Source organism: Paenibacillus taiwanensis DSM 18679, assembly GCF_000425125.1.
GTDB lineage: Bacteria > Bacillota > Bacilli > Paenibacillales > Paenibacillaceae > Paenibacillus_B > Paenibacillus_B taiwanensis.
This window is the reverse complement of sequence record NZ_KE384309.1, coordinates 170929-192122: the sequence shown is the minus strand read 5'-3', so window position 1 is coordinate 192122 and position 21194 is coordinate 170929. Positions and strand designations below refer to the sequence as shown.

Here is a 21194-nt window from a genome sequence, read left to right as displayed (position 1 = left end):
TGCCCGCATGAGCACTCGCTCATCTCCTTGTGCTCACTCGCGGCATGGCATGCGGCGTGTGCCTGCGTCATGCCACCGCTATGCCACTTAAGGCGCTTTATCCGCCTTATTGCACCAAATTCCGCCTCTGACAGCTCAACTAAAGCGGATTACCAGCCTTAGTTGCCCCTGGCTATATCCGCCTAAATGGCGAAACCCGGCGATATGCATTGTGCATACGATTTGCCGTAGCAAGTGCCGAGGTGCATATGGCATGCCGCAACCAATTACAGCACCTAACAAAACAGAGCTTCCCCACCAACATCATACATTGGGGAAAGCTCTGCTCCTTATACAGTCGGCGTATGCGAGGGAGGAGATGTAGGCGCATGACCACGTGTGTCATCCTGCTCTTCATTACGTTCCGCTTCAAGGCGACCTTTCTCAATATTAACAGTAACAAGCACTGCAATTCCGACGATAAAAAACAACACGATCGATAAGATAGCCAGACGTGAAGAACCCGTCATAAACGCAACCGTACCGAACACAAACGGTCCAATAGAGGCGGACACTTTACTTGATAAGCTCAAGAAACCAAAAAATTCAGATGACCGCTGCTTCGGCACCAATTGGCTATAAATGGATCTAGCAACAGCTTGACTCCCTCCCTGCACCATACCCACCATAAACGCAAGAACGTAGAAGTGCAACGCGGTTTGCATAAAATAACCAAAGCACACAATCACAACGTACATGCTAAGTGATACATATAATGATCGCTTAGAACCTAACTTTTTAGCATATTTAGCAAATATAAAAGTGAATGGAATGCCGACAAACTGGGTAATAAGCAGTGCCGTGATCAAGTGTGTCGTTCCAATGCCCAATTCCGCGCCATAAATAGCAGACATACCGATAATAGTTGAAATGCCATCGTTGAAAAACCAAAAGGCAACGATATACTTTAACAGTTCAGGATACTTCGGCAGTCGACGTACAGTCCGTATAACACGCCCAAATCCATTTTTGGCATACGTTCCTGCTGATAAGGTTACAGTTCGCTGAGGGTCCTTTAACGTACGGAACATAGGGAGTGAGAACAACAGCCACCATATGCCAACTGTTACAAATACGGCTTGTGTAGCTGCAAGCTTATCTGAAAAACCAAACCAGCTATACTTTTCCAGCATGACGATGTTAATTGCCAATAATACACCACCACCGATATAACCAAACATATATCCTTTAGCGGAGACTTCGTCCCTCTGATCCGGGGGTGCAATGTCAGGCAGCAATGAGTCGTAAAAAGTGTTGCCGCCAGAAAAACCAATTGTACCGCATATAAACAGAATCGAGACAAGGACCCAGTCCCCCTTACCTGCAAATGCCATCAACACGCAGCTTAATGAGCCAAGCCAAGTAAACAGACGCAGAAATAACATCTTCCGTTGTGATAAATCTGCCATTGCACCAAGCAGCGGCGAAGACAATGCAACCAGAATCATCGCGATCGTCTGGGTATAAGACCAGAAGCTCGTTGCTACATGCTTATCTAATGAAGATGCCGCAACCGTCTGATAAAATACCGGCAGTACAGCTGCCATCATTGTGGTAGCAAAAGCCGAATTGGCCCAATCGTACATCATCCAATGACGTACTTGCTTCGTCTGCATAAATTTCCTCCAGTAATTGATTTCAAACTGCGACGTTTCTATCGCCCAGCTTGAGCAGTTTAACAACTATGTACAGCCTAATTTTGCAGCAAGTCCACGAAATGGTCAATTCAAGGATTTGTGAAGCTCGTACATTGTATGATCAATTTGTTGAGGCTATGTAGGCAACATTGCTCATTTGTAACCGTTACTCTATAATTTAAATTGTGAGTATTGCTCATGAGTGCACGTCTACACGTGTTGTATGGAGTTCGCAATGACCGGCTAGTCGTCACCACATACTGGAAGGAGGGTAATGGGTATGAACTTAAGCCAATTGGAAACGCTGATTACAATATCCAAGACCATGAGCTTTCGCAAAGCAGGGGAACTGCTGAACTTGACACAACCTGCCGTATCCGCTCAGATCAAAAGCTTGGAGGATGAGTTCAAGACCGTGCTGATCGACCGCAATCAACCCGTCACGCTGACGGATAGTGGAAAAGTATTTCTTGCGCACGCCGAGCAAGTACTGAATATCGTAGATGATCTCAAACAAAAGCTTGCTGACTTGAATCAGATTCCACAGGGTCATATTGTGTTAGGAACAACTACTTCCATTGCGATTCAGATTTTGCCGCGCATACTATCTTACTTTCAAGATCAGTTTCCACTCATTAAGACAACGATCCTGTCAATGTCCTCGTCTCAAGTCGCAACTCAGATTGAGAACAGTACGGTTGATATTGGGATTGGATATTTAACGGACAAGAACCCGAATCTCATTACTTCCGTCCTCTACTACGATACATTTGAGCTTGTGGTTAACCCGCAGCACCCACTGGCACAACACAAACGTGCCACAATCGATATGTTAAGAGATGTTCCACTCATTATGCTGTCGCCAGATACAGTAGGCCGACGCTTTGCGGATGAGGCGTTCCGCCAGCACGGTATACAACCTCATATTGTGATGGAGCTATCAAGCAGCGAGGAAATTAAACGTATGGTTGAATTAAATATGGGGGCTGCCATTATATCCAAGCTGTCTGTCAGCAGCGAGCTTAAACGAGGTACTTTGCAAATCGTTCCTATTCATGAGTTGGAAACTTCACATCCGGTTGGTGTTATTTATCGGGCGGGACGTTATTTGAATACGGCGATGCAGCAATTTTTGAGCGATCTAAAAGGAATGCCCGAAAATCAATTTTACGGGTCAGAATAACAAAAGGCGGGACAGCACACAGGCACTCATCAAAGAAGAAGGAGCTACTTGCTGATGAAATTTGACTTACATACACATCACGTTCGCTGCGGCCACGCAAATGGGACTATTCGTGACTATATTGAAGCTGGAATCACATCTGGGCTTGACGTGATCGGTATTTCCGACCACACACCCTATTTTGGTCATGAAGACGATCAGCCATTCCCCAACATTACGATGAGAAAAAGTGAATTTGGAGCTTACGTGGACGAAGTATTACAACTGAAAGCCGAGTATGCAGGGCGAATTGACGTTCTTCTTGGCATCGAGTCCGACTTCTTCCCTGAGTATGCCAAGCTATATCACCAGACACTTTCTCGTTATCCGTTTGATTATATTATTGGCTCTGTCCACCATACGCAAGGCGTTAGCATCTTTAATAAGAATCGTTGGCGTGACTTGTCTGAAGAAGATCGCATCGAGACCAAGACCGCATACTATCGTCTTATTCGCGAGTCTGCCCAAGCTAACATGTTCCAGATTCTCGGGCACATTGACGCTATGAAAGGAAACTATCCCGCCTTCTCTAGCATCCATACGCCAGCAGCCATCGACGAAACGTTGCAAACGATCGCCCAGCATGGTATCGCCATCGAGATTAACACCTCCGGCAAAACTAAATTGAGCGGTGGCTGGTACCCGTCTGATGACATATTGGAGCGAGCACTTTATTACAACGTTGATGTCACATTTGGTTCGGATGCACATAAGCCAGAGCGTGTAGGCGAAGAATGGGAAGAAGTGCGCCAACGACTGCTCGCAATCGGATTTAAGTCTTGGGTATATTTTAAGCAGAAACAACAACAAGTGGTAGCGTTAAACTAGACGATAACGTGCCCATAACTAATCAACATCTGCAAGGTTTACCATATTATCTGATTTTCCCAAATGAAAGAGGCTGCCTGAGAGAGCAAGCACATCGCTTGTTTGCTCCCTCGGATAGCCTCGTTTTTATGTATACATATCGAGCTATACATGTTGTTTGCACATGTTGAAAAAACGGATGGCACAAAATAGCTTGACGCTTCCGTATTACGGAGGTAATATGTAATAAGTTATTAATTAAAATGAATATAAATTAATAATAATTATCAATTAAAAACACTATGTATAACACTCACGTTTACTGCTGCCGTTCCTTTCATTTTACTCGTATCCCAGCTTAAATAACGTACGATTTGTCACTTCCCTTTTTCACAATGACAAAAAAAGAGACCTGCACATCGCAGGTCCGACAAAAGGGATATATTTTCATCAAAAGGGGGTCTTGTTATTACTATACCCCTGCAACATTATACAACGTTAACAACAAGATTACGGTTATGTAACAAATTCTAAAATTCGGTTAAAAAGAAAGGTGATTCTATGAGCAACATGGCACAAGAGCATGTAGATTTTCATCATCTACAGCATAACAAAGTCCAATCCGCTTCACTTAAGACGCTATGGATTACACTTAGCTTGACGTTGTTTTTTACAATTGTAGAGGTCATTGGCGGTATCATGTCCAACTCACTCGCCCTTTTATCCGATTCGGCCCACATGATTTCCGATGTTCTGGCTCTTGGTCTTAGTATGGCGGCCATTTATATGGCTAGAAGAGCCTCTAACTCGCGGTATACATTTGGGTATTTACGATTTGAAATATTGGCTTCATTCCTAAATGGTCTGGCGCTAGCGATTATCGCTATCGGGATCTTTATCGAAGGGGTCAGACGGTTTATTACGCCGCAGGACATTAATTTTCAATTAATGCTCATTATCAGTTCCATTGGCCTAGTAGTAAACATCGTTCTTACAATCGTACTTAGCCGCAGCATGAAGGAAGAAGAAAACTTAAATATTCAAAGTGCCCTGTGGCATTTTATTGGTGACTTGCTAAGCTCCATCGGTGTAATTGTATCAGCTGTGCTTATTTATTTTACGGGTATGCTTTGGTTTGACCCGCTAATCAGTATGGTTATCGGCTGCATTATTTTTATTGGCGGCTTCCGTATTATTAAAGAATCCTATCTTATTCTGATGGAAGCAGTACCTGATAAGTTTGACTTGGAACAAATTAGACGGGACCTTTTAGAAGTAGAGGGCGTAGAGGATGTACATGAAATGCATCTATGGGCGATCTCTAGTGATCATTATTCCTTGACTGCGCACGTATTTGTACGTGAAAGCATTCAACCGTTCTGTATCATATTGGCTATTAACGAAACACTAGAGAAGAAATATAACATCACCCACTCCACGATTCAAACGGAACATGCCGATATTCATCCGCATGGTGATTACGGCAGAACATTTTCACAGCGCAGCAGCCGTAACACATAAGTAAGACCATAATCTCAATCTTAACTAACAGCCTTCGACCACTCCATAATAGTGGACGAAGGCTGTTATGACTAAATTATGACACCGATTGGTTAGAAGCACCCTTCCGAGTAACGTCTAAATCGTTCGTAGCAATCGCTTGGGCAGGAGTCCGATTAACGACTACAATTCCTGCGACCACGAGCAGCAGTGCCGCTAATGTCCATTCATTAAAATGCTCGCCCAACAGCACCACTGACAAAAACACACCAAATACAGGAATTAAAAACAAATACATCGAAACTTTCCCCACAGCATTATACTTCATAATCATATTCCATAGCCCAAATCCTGCCGCAGACAGAAATGCCAAGTACGCAAGCAGCAGCATTGTTTCTAATTCCCACTGAAACGGCGTTATGCCGGCCTTAACAGTGCCCACAATCATAAGCCCGATACCGCCAAGCAGCATCTGCCTGCCTGTCAGCCACAGCACAGGCAAGTCGCGTGATTCATGTTTGGCTAGCACGTTGCCTATGCCGCCAAACAAAGCTGACAAAATTAAACATATATCCCCAAGACCGAGCTTAACATGAAAACCGCCTTGGGTTAACGTCACGACAGCTACCCCAGCGAATCCGAGCAGAAGCCCCACTGTTTTACGACGAGTAAAGCGCTCACTACTGTCAATAAACCTCGCAACTACCATTTGGAAGAAGCAAGTAGCTCCCGATATAATCGCGCCTTGCATACCCGTACTTAAACTCAAACCGATATAAAAGCATAAATATTGCATGAAAGTTTGCACTGCGGCTAATCGTGAAACTCGGAACCATGTCGAACCCGACTTAACCGAAGTCCTCTTACGTATTGTTGACCCCGCATCAGCTCTGTCTCCTTTGTGCACAGCGCGTTCCACTACAGACGCAAATATAACGAGCATTATTCCTGCCAACGTAAAGCGATAACCTGCAAATACCCATTGTTCAAAGGTTTGTCCCGTTCCGATTTGTAACTTCTCGTATCCTATTTTGACCGCTGGCATCGCGCTGCCCCACAAAAGCGTAGTCATAACGGCGCTCACCGTAAGTCCGACCGGATGGGTGAACCATTGTTGTGCTTTCAATGCTGCTGCCACCTTTCTGCTCTTTTGCTCCTTCATCTCTACCGAACTTTCACTCATTATGGTGACCGTCAACCCTTATACGGTAACTTTCGCTTGTACCATGAAGCAACAGCGAGAAAGCCAGCGTCGTATACGCTGGCTTGTGCTCCATTCATGTACTTATCGTATCACTGATTATTTCAATTGAAAAGCAGATGAGGTTACGATTAAGTAATATTAACCTTCGTCAACTGGTTTGTGCAAGCCACGATAAACCCCTGTACGGAGCTCACGTACGTAAGGCTTAACACCTGGAATATCTGTCTGCTCGGCTGCCCATACTGCCTGCTCAATGTCATAAGGAACGCGACGGAATTGGATCGAGAAGGGGGCTTGATCAACATTCCCGTATTCTCCTTCCAAAATGACATAGGATGCTTGTGTCATATCAAGCGGATTGCCTACACTGCCGCAGTTCAGCAGTGTCTTGCCCTGAAGGTGCTGCAAATAGGCTTGATGAATGTCTCCATAGATGACGATATCTGGTGATTGGCAAGGATGCAGCGGCTCATACAGCGAAGGTGTGAAGTCAAACATACCGAGTCGCTTCTCTATCGGATCCCAAGGCTGTACACGGTGATACACGCTCTGCGGAGAAGCATGCACCATCCGGATATGACGTCCGCTTATAATACAATCATATGAAAAAGGCAGCGATGACAGCCGCTTCACACGTTCTTTTCCTAATTGATCTGCATGCCAACGAAACTGCATATCGTCTTCAATTCGAGCTATTAGTTCATCCCAGTTTCCTCTAACAATAACATCACATTCCTGTAATAAGATATCCGTCACTTCCACAGCATTTGGTCCTTTTCCTACCAAATCCCCAAGGCAAAAAATACGGTCAACTCCCTGCCGTTTAATATCGCTCATGACGGCTTCAAGTGCTTGCAAGTTGCCGTGAATGTCTGAAAGGATGGCCACTGTCTGCATGGTGATTTTTCTCCTCTCGTGTCCTGTTTCTACCTGCTCATGCTATATTCACACTATATCTCCGATTGGAGTGTTATTATCGTCCATTCAGGCGGGCAAAACAAGCGCATCGGCAGTAAAGTCGTGCCAAGCCCTCTGCTCGTATGTACAAGTAAAGGATGATCATGCTCACGCGGAAGGGTATATAAACCGTCTGGATATCGTTTACCCATCTCTGGTAAAAATATAGGGCCGTAAAACGGAGCACGAATCTGTCCTCCGTGGCTGTGGCCAGATAATTGCATATCAACATGTGAGCTGACCGTATAGTCGGCCCAATCCGGCTCATGAGCCAACAACAGCGTCCACATTTCGTCTGGTACTGACGCAATCGCACTCCCCATTTCAGGAGTGCCATCAAGCGCATCATCAATGCCTGCAATTGCCATCGAAGAGCCGTTATGGTTTATAATGCGCGCTTTGTTGGTTAACACATCAATTCCTGCTTCAGTGAGCACTTCTGTTGCCAAATCTGTAGCGCGCCGATAATCATGATTGCCAAGTACCGCATACTGACCAAATGGAGCACGCAGCTTTTTTAAATAAGGAATAATCGCCTTTCCTGATACTTTATGATCTTCTACCAGATCACCCGTAAAACATATCATATCAGGTTGTGCTTTCATTACGCGACTAATTAATGAATCCACTTCTTGTTCGGATACGTGGTTGCCAAAATGAAGATCTGACAAATGTGCGATTCGCATCCCTTGAAAGGCCCGCGGTAAACGCTGTGTAGCGATCGTCAGCTCCCTCTTTCTAATCCACTTCGGTTCAACCCATCTTGAATAGGCCCCCATTAAAAATGGAGCAGCTAAAACACTGCCTATCATGCTTTTTAAAAAGCGACGCCTGCTCACCCGCTGCGAAGATGTACGTAACTTAGAAGTTTCAGATGAAGTGTTTACCGGCGGGTCCGCTTTATCGGACGTAAGAGGTTGCAATTGAGATCCCCCGCTTTCACTCACTATCTTTTTATTATGAAGCAGAGGAACATGCATTGCAAACGAATATCCAGTATGATAACAAGAGAGGACGATTCGTGAAGGAGGCTAAGACGGATGAGCCGTGAACAAATCAATCAGCTTATACAAGCACAGAAACAGTATTTTGCTGATGGACATACACGAGACATAACGAAGCGTCAACAAGCGTTATACACGCTTATTGACGCCATACAACAACATGAAGCAGCCATTGTTCAAGCCTTGCAGCTTGATCTGCGAAAGAGTGAGACCGAAGCCTACGTAACCGAAATCGGGTTTACGTTAGCGGAAGCTCGTCATCTTGCCAAACGACTCGCGCGCTGGGCGAAGCCACGCAAAGTAAAAACTGCGCTCACCCATATCGGCAGCCGTGGCATGATTGTTCCCGAGCCTTACGGTACTACACTCATTATCGCACCTTGGAACTATCCCTTCCAGCTTGCGCTGGCTCCGCTTATCGGCGCTATCGCGGCAGGAAACACCGCTGTATTGAAGCCATCAGAATGGACACCGCACACAAGCGCTGTGCTGTCCACCATTATAAGAGATTGCTTTGATCCGCGGTATGTCGCCGTTGTTGAAGGCGCCGTTGAAACGAGTCAGACACTCCTTGAGCTTCCGTTTGACTACATTTTCTTTACAGGCAGTGTTGGTGTTGGCAAAAAAGTGATGGAAGCGGCCGCTAAACGTCTCATTCCCCTCACTCTGGAATTGGGGGGCAAAAGCCCTTGTATCGTACATCACGATGCCGATATCCAGTTGGCAGCACGTCGAATCGCTTTTGGAAAATGGACAAATGCTGGGCAAACCTGTGTTGCACCCGATTATATATATGTACATCACACTCGTCGCGAAGCACTGGTACAGGCGCTTCGTGAGGCCGTTGTATCCTTTTACGGTGAGAAGCCGTTGGAGAGTGATCTGTATCCCTCCATCGTCAGCAACCAACATCTGGCTCGGCTCACCACTTTTCTTGACGAAGGCCGCATAGCTTGGGGGGGGCATGTCGATGCAGTCAATCGTCGTATGGAACCCACCGTCTTGATTGATATGGACTGGACGATGAACATTATGGACGAGGAAATATTCGGCCCTCTTCTGCCTGTTCTGACGTACGAGCATTTGGACGAAGTTATACATGCAGTCCGTAATCGTCCGAAGCCTTTAGCACTGTACTTATTTACAACGGATCGCGACGTGCAGCACAACATCGTTGAGCAGTTGTCTTTCGGAGGGGGCTGTGTCAACGATACATTGATGCATCTGGCTACACCTTATTTGCCTTTCGGAGGCGTAGGCGAAAGTGGAACTGGCCGTTATCATGGCAAATACAGCTTTGACACGTTTAGTCACAACAAAGCCGTGCTGTATCAAACGACTGCATTCGACCTCCCACTTCGTTACCCAGGTGTAAAGAACGGTCTGCGCTGGATGAAGAAGCTGCTTCGCTAAACGGAACTTATATCCATGCAATTAAGCGGCTGTCCCCAATACGGCGATCTTGGTTTCAATTGGTTGATCGCGTATTGGGAGAGCCGCCGCCTACATCTGAGTCATATTAACTCGTACGGACTATTATGGAGGGTTATGAATCCTGAGGTGAGGACGAGGTACATGCGGTTCTCAATTGCGGCAGTTGTTCCACAGGAGGATGCGCTTCTGTAAACGATTGCAAATATTCCAATAGTGGCAGTCTCAGAGCTATCAATACGGAACAAAATGATTCGATCTGCATTCGCCATCGTTTGGCTCGCTCTGACTTCATCATTGCTGGCCCTACACCAAAGTGTTCTTCAATAAAGATTTCCAACTCGTCGGCAAATTGGACAGCATCACATTCGTTGAAGAATCTCCGTGCTAGAAAAGCCGTCAAACAATCGTATTCATCTTCAGGTGCTCCTTTGGCAAGCAAGCTCAATGGGTCCCAATCGTCAACGAGCGGCTTGAGGCACTTGCAGAGACGAATAACAGGCCAGCTTAACCTATCATCTTCACACCAGCGAACCATCATTAATGATGTCCCCCCATCGTTCAACTACTTATTAATTTAAGCTCAGGCATCCGTATATGGGTTGACACACAATAAGCATGCACGCAAGCTCTATCCATTTCTTACTATATCGCAATTAAAGTTATTCGCAAACTGTAATTTGTATTATGTATGATTTTTTTTAAAGCGATTACATTTATGTTCAAACGGGTCACATCGTAATGGCTTCGTCATATGTAGTTGCCCCCCGAACCTGTCTTCCTTCTATACAGGCAGCATGATTCGTTATACAAACAGGGCTGTTTCCTCTTGAAGAGGAGACAGCCCTGTTGCTTCCACCTTTCAATCAAAGTGGCATCTATTTATTGTCATTGACGATTCCCGTTAGATTACATCTTAAACCAACGCTTAAACATCAGCTTGGTTGTATCCTTGTTCATCTCGGCTATGGAAGTTGTAAGCGGAATTCCCTTCGGGCAAGAGCGCACACAGTTTTGTGAGTTACCGCAGCCTTCGATACCGCCATCTTCAAGCAGTTCCTCCAACCGTTCCTCCCTGTTCATCTCACCAGTTGGGTGAGCGTTAAAGAGACGCACCTGCGAGATTGGTGCTGGTCCAATAAAGCTCGTCTTGTCGTTTACGTTCGGACAGGCTTCCAAGCATACACCACACGTCATACACTTCGAAAGCTCGTACGCCCATTGTCGTTTCGGTTCAGCCATACGCGGTCCAGGTCCCAGATCGTAAGTTCCGTCGATCGGAATCCATGCTTTTACACGCTTTAAGGAGTCGAACATCCGCTGACGGTTAATGACCAAGTCACGCACGACAGGAAACGTCTTCATCGGCTCCAGTCGAATCGGTTGCTCCAGCTTATCAACCAACGCCGAGCAAGCTTGTCGAGGCTTGCCGTTGATTACCATCGAGCATGCGCCGCATACTTCCTCCAAGCAGTTCGATTCCCAACAGACAGGCGCAGTCTTGCCACCTTTTGTGTTGATCGGATTACGTTGAATTTCCATTAACGCGCTGATGACGTTCATGTTCGGGCGATACGGAACTTCGAATTCTTCCGTGTAAGCCTTTGCATCCGGAGCATCTTGGCGCGTCACAATAAACTTAATCGTGTTAGGTCGAGTCATCGTGTCCGCCATTGTTATTCTCCTTTCTTCTTGTCGGTCGTGTAGTCGCGCTTACGCGGCTTCAACAAGGATACATCGACTTCCTGATAACTAATCTGCGGACCCTCTGCCGTCCACGCCGCCATCGAAGTCTTCAAGAACTTCTCATCATTACGTTCCGGAAATTCTGGTTTATAGTGAGCACCGCGGCTCTCATCACGCAGCAGCGCACTGAGTGTCATGGCATCAGCCAACTCTAGCATATTCCATAATTGACGAGTAAAGGCTACCCCTTGATTGTTCCAACGAGCCGTGTCGTTAATGTTAATGTTCTGGTAACGACTCTTCAGCTCTTTAATCTTATGGATCGTATCTTGAAGCTTGTTATTATAACGAACAACCGTCATATTGTTGGTCATCCATTCGCCAAGCTCTTTGTGAATAACGTAGGCATTTTCATTGCCGTCCATCTTCAGCAATGTTTCGTACTTGTCAGTTTGACGTTTATTTTCACGGTCAAATACAGATGAAGCAACGTCCTCCGCAGATTTTTTCAATCCACGTACGTATTCTACCGCCTTCGGTCCTGCTACCATTCCGCCATATATCGCGGACAAGAGCGAGTTTGCGCCAAGACGGTTCGCCCCGTGGTATTGATACTCACATTCACCTGCCGCAAATAGACCAGGGATGTTCGTCATCTGATTGTAATCGACCCACATGCCACCCATTGAATAGTGAACACCAGGGAATATTTTCATCGGAATTTTGCGTGGATCGTCACCCATAAACTTCTCGTAGATCTCAATAATGCCTCCAAGCTTGACATCGAGTTCCTTCGGATCTTTGTGAGACAGGTCAAGATAAACCATGTTCTCGCCATTAACGCCAAGCTTCAAGTCTACACAAACACTAAAAATTTCACGGGTTGCAATATCACGCGGTACAAGGTTTCCGTACGCAGGGTATTTCTCTTCAAGGAAATACCACGGCTTGCCGTCTTTGTACGTCCAGATGCGACCGCCCTCACCACGTGCGGATTCCGACATCAACCGAAGCTTGTCATCACCTGGGATCGCAGTCGGATGAATCTGAATAAATTCACCATTGGCATAATGAACGCCTTGCTGATATACCGCACTTGCTGCGGTTCCTGTATTAATAACAGAGTTGGTCGTTTTCCCGAATATAATACCTGGGCCTCCAGATGCTAGAATGACCGCGTCTGCAATAAATGTCTTTGTCTCCATCGTGCGCAAATCCTGTGCACTAATGCCTCGGCAAATGCCTTCATCATCCAGAACTGCGGACAAAAATTCATAATGCTCGTATTTGGTCACTAGTCCCGCTGCTTCCCAGCGTCTTGCCTGCTCATCTAAAGCGTACAATAATTGTTGGCCGGTTGTAGCACCCGCAAATGCCGTCCGGTGATGCTTTGTACCTCCGAAACGACGGAAATCAAGCAATCCCTCAGGCGTGCGGTTAAACATAACGCCCATTCGGTCCATCAAGTGAATGATGCCAGGCGCCGCCTCACACATCGCCTTAACAGGCGGTTGGTTTGCTAAAAAGTCGCCCCCATACACCGAATCATCAAAATGCTCCCAAGGGGAGTCACCTTCACCTTTTGTATTTACAGCTCCATTAATGCCGCCTTGCGCGCATACAGAGTGAGAACGTTTTACAGGTACTAAGGAGAACAGTTCTACGTGCACGCCTGCCTCCGCTGCCTTTACCGTTGCCATCAAGCCAGCCAAGCCGCCTCCGACAACTATAATCTTCTGTTTAGCCATTGCGCGTCATCCCCCTTAACCTATCATCGATTGTGCAGCATTCCATACATGTGCTGCTTCAAATTCCGTGCCACGGAAAGCGAACAGCGACATCACAAACAAGACAGACATCACGACGAATAAACCCGTGCAAATAACAGAAGACACCTTCTGTGCACGTGGGCCGATCGTAATTCCCCAGCTTACAAGGAAAGCCCATAATCCGTTTGTGAAATGATAAGAAGCTGCTACAACACCGATTACGTATAAAATAAACATAGCCGGCTGCGTTACGATCTCATTCATATGAGTACCTAGTTCCTCATGTGAAATGTTGCCGATCGCAACTTGGAATCGAGTCTGGTAAAGGTGCCAGATGACAAACACAAACGTAATGACGCCCGTTATCCGCTGCATCATAAAGGCAACGTTGCGTCCATAGTTGTAATTGCCCACATTGTTGCGGGACGTATAAGCGATATAGAGTCCATATACCCCGTGATATAGGAGTGGAAGCCAGATGCCAAACAACTCCAAGAAGAATACCAGCGGTAAATCGTTTAGAAACTTAACGCTCCCTTGAAACGCTTCTTTTCCACCTTCATAGGCTGCATAGTTAGTCAACATGTGCTCAATGATAAAAAACCCTAGCGGCATGACGCCAAGCAGCGAGTGGAGTTTACGCGAGTAAAAATATCCCCGTTTCATATGTGTGCCGTTTCCCCTTTCCGATGCGTACCAGTAGATTTTGGTAGTAAAACATCCTCATTTTACCTGTGCCTGTCGAAAGCGTCAATATTTTGTCACATGACTCCTACACTCTATTTAACGCTATTTTCGCCGGTTAAGCCAGGTTTTTGTAACCGTTTTCTCTATTTGTGACCAAGTTGTGACACTACCATATTACTCCTTAACGACTTATAATGGAATTGCAATGTTTTTATATAAATCATAACTAAATTGCATAAGCTAGTTGTGACAAGGCCTGGGGCCACCTGTAGCAGCCCTATATTCAAGCACTTTATATGATAAATATCATTGATCATTTTTTCACAAGTATAACTCCAAACGCAAGGAGGCATGTAATATGCTTGATCTGCTAGAGGCATTCGCCACCGTCGTTGAACATACCAGCTTGAATCAAGCCGCCAAGCGGTTAAACATTTCTCAACCCGCCTTATCTCGACAAGTGTCCCGTCTGGAAGAAGAATTAAATGTCGAATTGTTCGCCCGTCACGGCAAACGACTTGAATTGACACGGGTTGGGCAGATGACTTACGACTTCGCGCTTGATATCCGCAGCCGACAGCTTTCCTTTATGAAGTCCATCACTGCCTACAAGACGGAAGGACAGACCAACGTCACAATAGGGGCCAGCCTAACGACGTTACAAACTACGCTGCCATTGTTTGTGTCTATGTTTAAAGAACAGTACCCTGACGCTCAGCTAAAGGCCGTTACAGGCAAGACACACGAGATCGTATCCTATGTCCGCGACAAGAAAGTCGACTTTGGTATTGTAGGCGACGCCATTCGCGAGCAAGGCCTCGTCTCTATTCCACTGCTTTCTGACCATCTTATGCTAGTCCTGCCAAGCAGCCATGAGCTTACACAGGTGAAACATTGGACCATGTCACATCTAAACGGCGTCCCTATGCTGCTCTTTTCTAATGGTACCTGGTATCGCAAGCTCATTGACGATTTGTTCAGACGCTACCGCATCATGCCGGATATCCGTATGGAAATTGACTCCTTCGAAGCAATCGGACGTCTGCTCTTCACCTGCGAAGCCACTGCCTTACTTCCTAAATCGTACTTGCGTCCCGAATGGCTGAGAGACAACAACCTTATTGCTGTTCATCTCAAGGAGCTTGAACAGACGGAACGTGTCACATCGCTTGTATATGCAGAACAGGCTATGCTGACTGAATCCGTCAGAAAGTTCATTGCGGAAGCGGTAATTCGTTCCGAATGGCTTAGTTACTAAAAAAACAAAAATCGTTTATTGGTTAATGCCAATATATGATTATAATGGAATATGTACTTATAATAATAAGATCAACGACTAGGAGGTTCATACAAAATGAATTACTGCAATCATTGCGGCGCCAAGTTGGAACAAGGTGTTGCCCATGCATGCAGCGAGATCGCAGCGTCAGCTGACATTTCTCATCCTGCTTCTTCACAACCTTTTAACCTGAGGAAGGGGCCTTCTGAAACAGACGGATCAAATGATACAACCAACCAGTCTGCTCAACAAGCCTATGCCGACCATTCACAGCCTCATCAGTCGATGGGGAAGTTTGCTCGCGAGGCAACCTCTACCTTTGAGACACGCACATTAATAACCCTAATTAAGCAGCCGACCGAAGCTGCCCGTCTCCACCCACAGCGCGATTGGTTATATGCTGCAATCGGTGTTCTGCTTTCAAGTTTAGGCTTCGCCGTTTGGGCGTATATCGTTTCCAAACATTTCTTCGGTTTACTATTTGGAGCATCCGATATTTTATCGTTACTTGATGGCGGTACACCTAGTATTCCATTTTCATTTTTTATCCGTATTCTAGTGATCGCTCTCCTATCAATTGGTACGTTGATTGGTGCTCTCTGGCTTACTTTAGCTTTTAAAGGCAAGGAACGACCAGAACTGCTCCCTGCCTTTGTCCGCTTAGGAGCGTTACAAATGCCCTTTGGCATAGGCTTCTTACTTGCTGGCCTTGTAAGCATCATTTCATTCACACAGCTATCGTTCTTTATGGTCGGCTGCTTGCTTATGTCATCTGTCGTACTCACGACGAGTGAAATGGCGGAAATGGGCAAGGTTGAGCGCTCTAACCGTTTTGCTTTTGTTACCGTTGCTCTAGGGATGCATATGGTTATATCCCTTATTCTGTTTAAGCTGTTCTTCTAATGGGATTGGTGTAGATTCCTGTAGTAAAAAACAAGAGGCACTCTATATGAGCCTCTTGTTTTTTTTACGTTCCAGTTTTATAGTCTAATACATAAGTAATGAACCAGATATGTACTAATTTACTAATTCAATCGAGAACGTCATCCTAGCACTCAAATATATAAGAAACGAAAAATGAGGTCATAATCATGCAGCTGGACGAATCTAAATCAATTTATGTACAAATAGCAGAGAAGATCGAAAATGATATATTAAGCGGAGCTTTAATGGAGGAAAGTCAGGTGCCTTCAACCAATCAATTTGCAAAAGTGCTGCGAATCAACCCTGCGACTGCTGCCAAAGGTATTCATTTACTTGTGGATGAGGGCATTCTCTATAAAAAGAGAGGCGTTGGCATGTTTGTAAGCCCTGGAGCTAAAATAATTGTGCAACATAAACGAAAACTTCATTTTGTGAATGTGGAGCTGCCGCGCATATTACATGCCGCATTGGCGTTAGATATTAACAAAGAACAACTAATTGAGATGATTAGAAATTCTGAATAATGATTCGTGTATCGCTATCGCCACGCATGCGGCCGCAACAACTGTACAACTTCAAAAGCCACCCGACAGCTCCAACAACGTTTGGACACTGACAAGTGGCTATCCTTCTCTTGCTTGATTGGCTAGTTATGATGACGACATAACCTCATTCACCCACTGAACGTTTCCTATACCAAGAGACGTTCTTCAAATGCTTCAATTTGCCGATTCGTACCGATCATGACCATAATATCCTTCTCTGCCAACGTATCTTCAGCTGAAGGTGCAATAATAATACCCCCCGGTTTATTTAAGGCAACAATACTGCAACCGTACTTGGCACGTGGGTCCAACTCCTTTAACTTCAGTCCATGCAGACATTTGGGTACACTTAGCTCTGCAATCGTATAGTCCTGAGACAGTTCAATATAATCAAGCAGATTAGGTGACACAAGGTGATGCGCCACCCTAATTCCCATATCACGCTCCGGATAAATTACCCGATCAACACCCAGTCTTTCCAGAACACGTCCATGCAGCTCGGACAGCGCTTTGGCCACCACTTTTTTGACCCCAAGCTCCTTCACCTGGATACTAATCAAAATACTAGTCTGAATGTCATCACCAATTGCAACAATGACACAATCAAAATTGCGAATGCCTAAAGAGCGCAGCACTTCTTCATCGGCAGCATCCGCTACAACCGCATGGGTCATCTCGGAGCTCAGCTCATCAATGATTTCTTCATCCTTGTCAATACCTAGAACCTGATGTCCTAGCTTCATTAATTCCTTTGCCAGACTGGAGCCGAAGCGTCCCATTCCAATTACCGCAAACTGCTGAACGTCCATAATAGATGTTATCCCCTTCATCCTTGCTTACTACATATCTATATATTTATATTTACACACATGTATATTTACATATATTTATACGTACCAACCCTATATCATTCTCACTCTCATGCTTACGCCGCACACTTAGCCTATCGTTATTTTACCTTCTGGATGGCGATACAATTCACGTTCTGCCTTTGGTCCAAGTGCATACGCAAGTGTAATTGGTCCGAGTCGTCCCGCAAACATCGTGAGGGCAATTAACAATTTCCCTACATCGGTCAGACTCGTCGTAATCCCCATCGAAAGTCCAACCGTACCAAATGCCGATGTTGTCTCAAACAAGATGGCTAGAAACTGCTTATCCTCGGTCGTCGATAAGATCATTGACACAAAAAGAACCAGCCCTAACGCCAGCAAAGTTAACGTAACCGCTTTGAAGATGCGATCCTTAGCCAAACGACACCGGAACATAACGATATCTTCTTTGCCTCGCATCATCGAAAATACCGCTCCAATCAGAATCGTAAATGTAGTCGTCTTAATACCGCCCCCTGTTGATCCGGGAGAGGCTCCAATAAACATCAGGATGACCATAAAGAACTGAGAGGCCTGTCTCATTGCACCAATGTCAACTGTATTTGCTCCCGCCGTACGCGGACTGACAGATTGGAAGAATGAGGCCCATATTTTCTGCCAACCATTCAGTTGGCCGTAAGTATGAGGATTCGTAAACTCAAATATAAATAAGACTACAGCTCCAAACACAATTAAAAAGCTGGTCATGGATAATACAACTTTTGTATGCAAGGACAACCGACGTGTACGACGGAAATCCATTACATCAGACATCACAATAAATCCGATACCGCCCGATACGATCAAAAACATGGACACAAAGTTAATGATCGGGTCCCCTACGTAACTCGTTAAGCTGGAGAAAGGACCGCTAACTTGGCCGAACAAATCAAAACCTGCGTTATTAAAAAACGAAATAGCATGAAAAATACCAAAATACAAAGCTTGCCCGAATGGCAGATCAAATGCCCATCTTAATGTAAACAGCACAGCGGCAGAACCCTCGATAACAAAAGCATAAAGTAGAACTTTACGTATTAGTCGTACAATCCCTTCCATCGAGCCTTGATTTAGCGACTCTTGAAGGATCAGCCGTTCCTTTAATGAAATTTTCTTCTTAAAGGCCATTGCAAACAGCGTCGCCATCGTCATAAACCCAAGACCGCCGACCTGGATTAAACTAATGATGACGATCTGGCCAAACATCGTAAAGTTTGTGCCTGTGTCCACAACTACCAATCCTGTAACGCAGGTGGCTGAGGTGGCTGTAAATAAGGCGTCGATAAACGGCAGCGATGTGCCGTCGGCATTGGATATTGGCAGCATCAGTAACAATGCGCCCGTCAAAATAATCAAAGCAAATCCAATGACCAAGGTGCGTGAAGGGGTTAGCCTCCGCAAGTTGTTACGCTTAACAGTCTTCAAGGATGCTTTTCACCTCTTACATAAAATGGAACGAAAAAAAGCACTGGAGACCCCAATGCTTATCGCTGGTATCCTGACGTTTACGCCTACGAGGTTAGCTGACGGATTCGGGCACGTCCAGGTCGCCCTATTCAAGTGGCTTGTTGCACACTCAAAATTCACCCCAAAATTCGGTTCCCCCGCTTTCGTCGCATGACGAAACTCGGCTGTATTCAATTCATAACGCGATTATATACGTTTCCTATGTTCTTCACAAAGTCTTGAAAGGAGCAAATACGCGAGAAAACGCCCGAAAACATCATTATATAACGCTTACATTCACTTGTTTTCTCGTAATACATCGGCGCAAGGCCCTTTTTCTTGACGTTGCTTGTTCATTTCGATAATGTGAGAAGAAACAACTATGTTTATCGGATCTGAAAATTAAAATAGAAGGGGGATTCCCTTGAAATTTTCATACCATTCTACATCCAGCAACCCAAAATATGGACAGGGCGCATCTGGAACATTAATAGGCGCTGCTGTTGTAGGGTTCTTATTATTTCTAGTTATTCAAGTTATCATACCGTTATGGTCGAGTTCAAATACAGAGCAGCTTACTCCGATGCTCACTAAAGATGAGGCTATCCGCCGCGCCGAAGCCGCCTATAATTCGCATATATTTTCAACAGTACCTCGTTTCTCGAAATCCAGCTACAGCACATCCATCCCTTCCTCTGCTCAACTAAAAAAAGGGGCCATCTATTATACGAATGATCTGTTATCTGGTTACTTAAGTAAAAACGAATTACACAAGGCGTATAAGCGTTGGGAACAATCAGCTCCCTATGACGTTTACCGGGTCTTTTTTGACACCGCAGCCCCCCTACAACGTGAACTCGTAACGATTGATATCCATATGAGCACGGGGAAGGTCGTCGGTTATCAACGTATGCTTGGAGGCGCCTTGGAGGCAGACAATAGCTCCCCAACTTCTACAAGGGATGAGCTTCATCCAGATCGTGCGTACCTGTTAGCGCAATCAGACAATGCTGTACGAAAACTTGGTTATTTACCCGATCAGCTTGTCCGCAAATCCGGACAATTATCGAATGAAATTCGGTATACGGTCAAGAACGGGCAGGTGGGTGACGCCAAGCTGGAAGTTGTGGTGTGGTGGCAAAATGGTCAGATCAGTCAGGCTCAATCCATCTGGAGTTTGCCTGAAGCCTATACGCAATTGATGCAAGAGCAAAAGAGCATGGCGGAGACGATCTCCTCCATTGGTTATGTCATCATGTCGGTCATATTTGCAGGTGCTGCTTGCATAATGGCGCTTCTATACCGCAAGCGTATCCGCTTCCGTTCCAGAACGATGCTGACGTTGGCAGCCTTATCGTGCCTCATCTCCATTGTGCATGGCTGGAACGTCATGCCAGGTACTATAATGACTGATCGACTGGAGCCAATCGGCTACGATCGTCTGCAAATGACCATTACGATACAATCGTTATTTCTCGTCGTTCAGGCGGGTATTATGTTGTATCTGGCATTAGTCGTTGGTCGTTTCTGCTGGGACACAAGCCAGCACAAACCTGTTGTCATCTCATGGAGCGACGCTGACTTTGGCACTCATCTTGTACGTTCTTTTTGGGTCGGTCTTGCATTTACGGGTGTACTGTTAGGCACACAAAGTGTCATTTATACAGGACTAGAGTTAGGTATAAAGGCTTGGTCCGCTACAGACGCTTCAAGCTCCCCACTCAACCTAAGTTACATGTTCTTGTATCCTTTAGTTGCTTGGGTTGCTGCCATATCAGAAGAAGGATTCTATCGATTGTTTGCAGTGGGCTTGTTTCGCAAATTTCTACGTAATACATGGGTGGCTGCTATTATTCCTACCTTTGTATGGGCCGCTGGTCACGTCACTTATCCGATCTATCCGTACTACTCCCGTCCTTTGGAATTGATGATTATCGGGTTCCTATTTGTTTGGATTATGGTGCGATATGGTTTTTGGAGCGCTGTAGTCGCACATCTCATGTTAGACACTATACTAATGGTTATCCCTTATTGGTTTGATGGAAGTTGGTCTGGGATCGCTATTGGCACTTGTTACATGCTGCTTCCGATCGCTGTTGTATACGGCATTCATACACTCCATCGGTACCAAAATAAAGCTACAAAAATGAACCCTCCTCAGGAGCCGATCACTTAACCACAACAT

The 21194-nt window shown here is 45.4% G+C and carries 18 protein-coding genes and 1 riboswitch; of the genes, 8 read left to right on the top strand and 10 right to left on the bottom strand.

What is annotated here, in order from left to right:
- Positions 1–329 precede the first annotated feature (329 nt).
- Positions 330–1655, bottom strand: coding sequence for an MFS transporter (locus H509_RS26295; protein ID WP_051287514.1), 1326 nt, complete (start codon positions 1653–1655; stop codon positions 330–332).
- Between the two features lie 301 nt (positions 1656–1956).
- Between H509_RS26295 and H509_RS0121840 the strand changes: the two genes are divergently transcribed.
- From H509_RS0121840 to H509_RS0121830, 3 genes are all read left to right on the top strand, one after another.
- Positions 1957–2859 carry a LysR family transcriptional regulator gene (locus H509_RS0121840; protein ID WP_028546943.1) on the top strand — a complete coding sequence of 301 codons (903 nt, stop codon included), beginning with the start codon at positions 1957–1959 and terminating at the stop codon, positions 2857–2859.
- 54 nt (positions 2860–2913) lie between these two features.
- The gene (locus H509_RS0121835) at positions 2914–3726 is read left to right on the top strand and encodes a histidinol-phosphatase (protein ID WP_028546942.1); all 813 of its coding nucleotides are present in this window, start codon (positions 2914–2916) and stop codon (positions 3724–3726) included.
- A 540-nt stretch (positions 3727–4266) separates the two neighbouring features.
- Positions 4267–5226 (top strand): cation diffusion facilitator family transporter, encoded by a 960-nt coding sequence (locus H509_RS0121830; protein WP_245596225.1) that lies wholly within the window; start codon positions 4267–4269, stop codon positions 5224–5226.
- Positions 5227–5302: 76 nt separating this feature from the next.
- Here the strand turns inward: H509_RS0121830 and H509_RS26290 are convergent, their stop codons facing one another.
- The 3 genes from H509_RS26290 to H509_RS0121815 all read right to left on the bottom strand — a co-directional run bounded on the left by H509_RS26290 (position 5303) and on the right by H509_RS0121815 (position 8289).
- Entirely contained in the window at positions 5303–6388 is a 1086-nt protein-coding gene (locus tag H509_RS26290; RefSeq protein ID WP_245596224.1) for a DMT family transporter, read from the bottom strand.
- A 159-nt stretch (positions 6389–6547) separates the two neighbouring features.
- A complete protein-coding gene (locus H509_RS0121820) occupies positions 6548–7306 on the bottom strand; it encodes a metallophosphoesterase family protein (protein ID WP_028546940.1) in 759 nt (252 codons plus the stop codon).
- A 53-nt stretch (positions 7307–7359) separates the two neighbouring features.
- A complete protein-coding gene (locus H509_RS0121815; protein WP_245596223.1) occupies positions 7360–8289 on the bottom strand; it encodes a metallophosphoesterase in 930 nt (309 codons plus the stop codon).
- A gap of 117 nt (positions 8290–8406) precedes the next feature.
- On the opposite strand from H509_RS0121815, the gene H509_RS0121810 reads away from it, so the two are divergent.
- Entirely contained in the window at positions 8407–9783 is a 1377-nt protein-coding gene (locus tag H509_RS0121810) for an aldehyde dehydrogenase (RefSeq protein WP_028546938.1), read from the top strand.
- A gap of 133 nt (positions 9784–9916) precedes the next feature.
- Here the strand turns inward: H509_RS0121810 and H509_RS26285 are convergent, their stop codons facing one another.
- The 4 genes from H509_RS26285 to H509_RS0121790 form a co-directional block, all read right to left on the bottom strand.
- Positions 9917–10342, bottom strand: coding sequence for a hypothetical protein (locus H509_RS26285; RefSeq protein ID WP_157277883.1), 426 nt, complete (start codon positions 10340–10342; stop codon positions 9917–9919).
- A gap of 368 nt (positions 10343–10710) precedes the next feature.
- Positions 10711–11475 carry a succinate dehydrogenase iron-sulfur subunit gene (sdhB, locus tag H509_RS0121800; RefSeq protein WP_028546937.1) on the bottom strand — a complete coding sequence of 255 codons (765 nt, stop codon included), beginning with the start codon at positions 11473–11475 and terminating at the stop codon, positions 10711–10713.
- 2 nt (positions 11476–11477) lie between these two features.
- Positions 11478–13235, bottom strand: coding sequence for a succinate dehydrogenase flavoprotein subunit (gene sdhA, locus H509_RS0121795; protein WP_028546936.1), 1758 nt, complete (start codon positions 13233–13235; stop codon positions 11478–11480).
- Between the two features lie 15 nt (positions 13236–13250).
- Positions 13251–13922 (bottom strand): succinate dehydrogenase cytochrome b558 subunit, encoded by a 672-nt coding sequence (locus H509_RS0121790; RefSeq protein ID WP_028546935.1) that lies wholly within the window; start codon positions 13920–13922, stop codon positions 13251–13253.
- 379 nt (positions 13923–14301) lie between these two features.
- Between H509_RS0121790 and H509_RS0121785 the strand changes: the two genes are divergently transcribed.
- The 3 genes from H509_RS0121785 (at position 14302) to H509_RS0121775 (ending at position 16670) form a co-directional block, all read left to right on the top strand.
- Positions 14302–15201, top strand: a complete 900-nt coding sequence (locus H509_RS0121785) for a LysR family transcriptional regulator (protein ID WP_028546934.1) — start codon at positions 14302–14304, stop codon at positions 15199–15201.
- A gap of 96 nt (positions 15202–15297) precedes the next feature.
- Complete coding sequence (locus tag H509_RS0121780) at positions 15298–16125, top strand: hypothetical protein (RefSeq protein ID WP_028546933.1); 828 nt, start codon at positions 15298–15300, stop codon at positions 16123–16125.
- A 188-nt stretch (positions 16126–16313) separates the two neighbouring features.
- Positions 16314–16670: a GntR family transcriptional regulator gene (locus H509_RS0121775; RefSeq protein ID WP_036698562.1), complete on the top strand. Its 357-nt coding sequence runs from the start codon at positions 16314–16316 to the stop codon at positions 16668–16670.
- 167 nt (positions 16671–16837) lie between these two features.
- Here H509_RS0121775 and H509_RS0121770 read toward each other — a convergent pair whose 3' ends face one another.
- Together H509_RS0121770 and H509_RS0121765 are read right to left on the bottom strand one after the other, a co-directional pair.
- The gene (locus H509_RS0121770) at positions 16838–17500 is read right to left on the bottom strand and encodes a potassium channel family protein (RefSeq protein WP_028546931.1); all 663 of its coding nucleotides are present in this window, start codon (positions 17498–17500) and stop codon (positions 16838–16840) included.
- 129 nt (positions 17501–17629) lie between these two features.
- The gene (locus H509_RS0121765) at positions 17630–18988 is read right to left on the bottom strand and encodes a TrkH family potassium uptake protein (RefSeq protein WP_028546930.1); all 1359 of its coding nucleotides are present in this window, start codon (positions 18986–18988) and stop codon (positions 17630–17632) included.
- Between the two features lie 68 nt (positions 18989–19056).
- Positions 19057–19206, bottom strand: a riboswitch (cyclic di-AMP (ydaO/yuaA leader).
- A gap of 227 nt (positions 19207–19433) precedes the next feature.
- Here H509_RS0121765 and H509_RS26280 point away from each other — a divergent pair.
- Positions 19434–21185: a CPBP family intramembrane glutamic endopeptidase gene (locus H509_RS26280; protein ID WP_051287513.1), complete on the top strand. Its 1752-nt coding sequence runs from the start codon at positions 19434–19436 to the stop codon at positions 21183–21185.
- Positions 21186–21194: the final 9 nt, after the last annotated feature.

Excerpts from the sequence above, each read along its gene's own strand:
- H509_RS0121780 (WP_028546933.1), top strand. The coding sequence starts at position 15,298 with ATGAATTACTGCAATCATTGCGGCGCCAAGTTGGAACAAGGTGTTGCC.
- H509_RS0121810 (WP_028546938.1), top strand. The coding sequence starts at position 8,407 with ATGAGCCGTGAACAAATCAATCAGCTTATACAAGCACAGAAACAGTAT.
- H509_RS0121775 (WP_036698562.1), top strand. The coding sequence starts at position 16,314 with ATGCAGCTGGACGAATCTAAATCAATTTATGTACAAATAGCAGAGAAG.
- H509_RS0121770 (WP_028546931.1), bottom strand. The coding sequence starts at position 17,500 with ATGGACGTTCAGCAGTTTGCGGTAATTGGAATGGGACGCTTCGGCTCC.
- H509_RS0121840 (WP_028546943.1), top strand. The coding sequence starts at position 1,957 with ATGAACTTAAGCCAATTGGAAACGCTGATTACAATATCCAAGACCATG.
- H509_RS0121785 (WP_028546934.1), top strand. The coding sequence starts at position 14,302 with ATGCTTGATCTGCTAGAGGCATTCGCCACCGTCGTTGAACATACCAGC.
- H509_RS26285 (WP_157277883.1), bottom strand. The coding sequence starts at position 10,342 with ATGATGGTTCGCTGGTGTGAAGATGATAGGTTAAGCTGGCCTGTTATT.
- H509_RS26290 (WP_245596224.1), bottom strand. The coding sequence starts at position 6,388 with ATGAGTGAAAGTTCGGTAGAGATGAAGGAGCAAAAGAGCAGAAAGGTG.
- H509_RS26295 (WP_051287514.1), bottom strand. The coding sequence starts at position 1,655 with ATGCAGACGAAGCAAGTACGTCATTGGATGATGTACGATTGGGCCAAT.
- H509_RS0121790 (WP_028546935.1), bottom strand. The coding sequence starts at position 13,922 with ATGAAACGGGGATATTTTTACTCGCGTAAACTCCACTCGCTGCTTGGC.
- H509_RS0121820 (WP_028546940.1), bottom strand. The coding sequence starts at position 7,306 with ATGCAGACAGTGGCCATCCTTTCAGACATTCACGGCAACTTGCAAGCA.
- sdhB (WP_028546937.1), bottom strand. The coding sequence starts at position 11,475 with ATGGCGGACACGATGACTCGACCTAACACGATTAAGTTTATTGTGACG.
- H509_RS0121835 (WP_028546942.1), top strand. The coding sequence starts at position 2,914 with ATGAAATTTGACTTACATACACATCACGTTCGCTGCGGCCACGCAAAT.
- H509_RS0121830 (WP_245596225.1), top strand. The coding sequence starts at position 4,267 with ATGAGCAACATGGCACAAGAGCATGTAGATTTTCATCATCTACAGCAT.
- sdhA (WP_028546936.1), bottom strand. The coding sequence starts at position 13,235 with ATGGCTAAACAGAAGATTATAGTTGTCGGAGGCGGCTTGGCTGGCTTG.